The organism is Arthrobacter sp. Dra40 (genome assembly GCF_059091905.1).
The window spans coordinates 1-4,051 of sequence record NZ_JBNHHB010000331.1; the positions used below are offsets into that span (position 1 = coordinate 1).

The 4,051-nt window shown below is 66.6% G+C and carries 3 protein-coding genes and 1 pseudogene; 1 reads left to right on the top strand and 3 read right to left on the bottom strand.

The annotated features are described in order from the left end of the window. Window positions 1-130: 130 nt before the first annotated feature. Both AC5RWT_RS35100 and AC5RWT_RS35105 read right to left on the bottom strand, forming a co-directional pair. Window positions 131-754, bottom strand: a complete 624-nt coding sequence (locus AC5RWT_RS35100; protein WP_494084256.1) for a DNA alkylation repair protein — start codon at window positions 752-754, stop codon at window positions 131-133. A gap of 26 nt (window positions 755-780) precedes the next feature. Beyond that, complete coding sequence (locus AC5RWT_RS35105; protein ID WP_494084257.1) at window positions 781-2,592, bottom strand: thiamine pyrophosphate-requiring protein; 1,812 nt, start codon at window positions 2,590-2,592, stop codon at window positions 781-783. A 104-nt stretch (window positions 2,593-2,696) separates the two neighbouring features. Between AC5RWT_RS35105 and AC5RWT_RS35110 the strand changes: the two genes are divergently transcribed. Further along, the gene (locus tag AC5RWT_RS35110) at window positions 2,697-3,248 is read left to right on the top strand and encodes a flavin reductase family protein (RefSeq protein ID WP_494084258.1); all 552 of its coding nucleotides are present in this window, start codon (window positions 2,697-2,699) and stop codon (window positions 3,246-3,248) included. 125 nt (window positions 3,249-3,373) lie between these two features. Here AC5RWT_RS35110 and AC5RWT_RS35115 read toward each other — a convergent pair. Next, window positions 3,374-4,051 (bottom strand): annotated as a pseudogene (locus AC5RWT_RS35115) (ABC transporter); the annotation flags it as partial.

The following is a 4,051-nucleotide window of genomic DNA, read 5'->3' on the forward strand; positions in this document are numbered from 1 at the left end:
CGGGTGGCGGAATGGTAGACGCGCTAGCTTGAGGTGCTAGTCCTCTTATTGAGGGTGAGGGTTCGAGTCCCTTCCTGCGCACAGAGAAAGCCCCGGATTTCCGGGGCTTTTTTGTGTCCTTGTGACAGTGTTACGGCGGCGCCTGCGGCCGGCGGGAGTTTGATAGTTCATCCCGCATCACGGCGGCCGCCTCCTGGACCATGTCACAGGCATCGTTCAGCGCCGTCCTGACCCGTCGTTCACAACCGGCAGCATTCCCACCGCCGGCCCGCACCGCGCGCAGGGGGGCCAGCAGGGCCGCCCTGCGCAGCCATGGGTCTAGCTCCTGTGCCCAGCGATCCAGGATGGCTTCGGCCCGGGTGCGGGACAGCCCTGTCAGTCCTTCAATCAGGGGTCCCACGACGTCGACGGCGAGCAAATCCACCAGAGCCACCTGGCGGGCGCCCCGCAAAAATCCCTCCAGCCGCGTCAAATCGGAGTTCCGCAAGAGGCTCTTGTTCGACTGCAGCAGCACCACGGCGGCGAGGCGCCGCTCGAAAACCGGCCGGGCCCACAGTTCGGAACCGAGCGCGGTCATCTGGTCATGGGAGAGGGGCCCGAACTTTCGACAGGCGTCGCGGACGGCACCCCTGACAGCGCCGACGGACGCACCGTAGCAGCGCAGTCCATCGCTAAGCGCATTCTGTGCTTCGGCCCGTTCCCACGAAGCCTCCCGCTGCACAGTCAGGTCGATGAATTCTGCCGCCTCACTCATGCCCTGCTTCTTTCCTGCAATTCTGCCTAGCCTGGACTCCCCGGCCCGGATGGCTGGCCGCCACTGGACTCTTCGAGGTCAGTGTAGGTGCGCAACAAGGCTTTCGCACCGTCGGCTGCCGCGCCTTCCTGCTCCAATGCCTGCTGCATGGTTTCGGCCTTCTGCCGGCCGTCCGGGAAGGGCGGAAGCAGCGGAACATCGGGATCGGCAAGCACCTCGATCAGGTACGGCCGGTCAGCGGCCAGCGCTTCGTCCCAGACAACCCCCAGCTGCTCCGGGTCCTCGACACGCGTCCCGTGCAGACCCAGCAATCGGGCGTAGCCGGCGTAGTCGAAGTCGGGCAACGCCTGGCTGTCGGCAAAACGCGGCTCCCCCTCCATCTCACGCTGTTCCCACGTCACTTCGGCCAGTTCCCGGTTGTTCAACACACAAACCACAAAACGCGGATCAGCCCACCGCTTCCACAGCCGGCCGACGGTGATCAGTTCAGCCACCCCGTTCATCTGCATGGCACCGTCTCCGGTGAGGACAACCAGCGGCTTTTCCGGAGCAGCCAGCTTGGCGGCAAGGCCGTAGGGCAGGGAACAGCCCATGCTCGCCAAGGTGCTGGAGAGGTGGGCCTGCGCCCCGGGCGGCAGCCGCAGCTGGCGGGCATACCAGTAGACGGAACTGCCCACATCGACGGCGAGCCGGGCATCCGCTGGAAACCTCTCGCTGAGCTCAAGCGCCACCCGCTCCGGGTTGACCTGCCGGGCCGGTGTCATGGCCCGCTTCCGCGAAAGCTCGTGCGACTGCCGGACCCACCCTTCTACCTGCGTACGCCACGACCCGGTTGGCCGTTCCTCGAGCAGCGGCAGGAGCGCCTCCAGCGTCGTGGCGGCGTCGCCGGTGAGCGCGGCCTCAACCGGATAGCGGTTGCCGATGGCGCCGGATTTATTGTCGATCTGCACTGCCCGGGCAGCGCCGGGCGGAGGATAGAACTCCGTCCACGGGTCGTTGGAACCGACGATCAGCAGGGTGTCGCACGAGGCCAGCAGGCGGCCGCTCGCGGCGGTGCCCAGATGGCCCATTGTTCCGGTCACGAAGGGCAGCGACTCGTCCACGTACGGCTTGCCGAGCAGGCTGGTGGTGATGCCGGCACCAAGCTTCTCTGCCACTGCCACCACCTCGCTGCGGGCGCCGCGTGCTCCTTGTCCCACCAGCAGGGCAATCCGCGCCCCGGCATTAAGGATGGCTGCAGCAGCACGCACGTCCTCCGGATCCGGCACCACGTGCGCGGGGCGCCATACCGGTGCGGTGGCCACGACGCCATGGGTGTGTTCGAGCTCGGGAGCGGGCTCTTTTTGGATGTCATGCGGGATGATCACCACGGCGGGGCCGCTCGTGGCGAGGGCGGCCTTGAAAGCCCGGTCCAGCACCAGCGGTACCTGCTCGGGCGTGCTGACCTGGTGCCGGAATGAAGCGACGTCCTTGGTGAGATCGGCCAGGTCCACCTCCTGCATATACCCTGACCCGAGGGCAGTACGCGCCTGCTGCCCGACAATGGCGACAACGGGAACACTGTCCAGCTTGGCGTCGTACAGCCCGTTGAGCAGATGCACGGCGCCGGGGCCTTGGGTTGCGGTGACCACCCCCACTCCCCCCGTGTATTTGGCGTGGCCTACCGCCATGAAGGCAGCATTCTCCTCATGCCGGGCCTGGACAAACTCGACCGTCCCGGCCCGGCGCAGGGCGCCCATGAACGTGTTGATGCCGTCCCCGCTGTAGCCGAAGATCCGCGGGACCTGCCACGCCCGAAGCCGTTCGACAATGAGGTCCGCCACGAGCCGCTGGGCCATGTCCACTCCACTCGTCATAGTCAGGGTGCTTACTGTCTATCATCAGCTGCCGGCATTCTGAACCCTCCCGGCCGGATCAGCCGCCGTCGTGCGAGGATGGCGGCATGGAACTGGACGGAGAACTGACCGGTCACCGCATCGGGCCGGACGCGGTGCAGCAGCCGGATATCGATCTGTACCGCATGCTGAGCGCGGACATCGCGGCCGGCGTCGCTGTGGTGTCCACGCGGTGGCGCAACCGCGACTATGCGGCAACTGTCAGCGGCTACTTCTCGGTGTCCTACGATCCGCCCACCATGCTGGTCAGCCTCTTTGAAGAGTCCAGGATCTGCGACGCGGTGGTCAACTCCGGAACCTGGGCCCTGAGCCTGCTGGCGTCCCGGCACCAGGGCACCGCCAACTGGTTGGCAAGCCCGGGAAATCCGGTCGAAGGCCTGCTCAACCAGGTTCCCTACCGCCGCGCCTCGGCCACCGGGGCTGCGGTTATCAGTGGTGCCCCGGCGTGGTTTGAACTGAAAACCACGGCCGTGCATCCGGCGGCCACGCACGCGCTGATCGTCGGCGAGGTGCTGGCCATGGGCCGCGACGCCACCGGGACGGAAAGCGACGATCCACTGATCCACTTCGCCTCGTCCTATCGTCGACTGGGCCGGTAGGACTGGATTGACCGCGTTGCGGTGGCCGCCGACCCCGCGGCATGACCGAACGCCGGGACCTCGCAGGCGGCACCGGGCTTACATGCCCAGTGCCGGGCGCACTCAAGGTAGAGCAGCCCTGAACTTTATCGAGGAGCTTTTGGCAATGTTTTCTTCGGTTGTCTTTGGCATGCGGCTGCGAGGTACGGCGCCGTCCGGCTCTTTTGGGAGCGCGCTACCACGGCCGGTGTCCCGGCGGCCATGATCTCGCCGCCGGCGTCGCCGCCAGCCGGTCCCAGGTCAATGACCCAGTCAGCCGCCGCCACCACATCCATCTCGTGTTCGACCACGATGACGGTGTTGCCGGCATCAACGAGGCGGTGCAGCTGCGCCATCAAAAGCTGGACGTCGGCCGGGTGCAACCCTGTGGTGGGCTCATCCAACAGATAGAGCGTGTGGCCACGCTGGGCTCGCTGCAGCTCTGTGGCGAGCTTAATGCGCTGGGCCTCGCCGCCGGAGAGCTCGGTGGCGGGCTGGCCCAGCCTCAGGTAGCCCAGACCCACCTCGCGCAGGGTCTGGAGGCTGCGCGCGGCAACCGGGACGTCGGACAGGAACTCGGCCGCGGTGTCTACCGTCATGCCCAAAACTTCGGCGACGTTACGGCCGCGGTAGGTGACCTCAAGGGTTTCGGGGTTGTACCGCGAGCCGTGGCATTCCGGGCAGGGCCCGTAGCTACCGGGCAGGAACAGCAGTTCCACGGCCACGAACCCTTCTCCCTGGCAGGTCTCACATCGGCCGCCGGCCATATTGAAGGAAAACCGTCC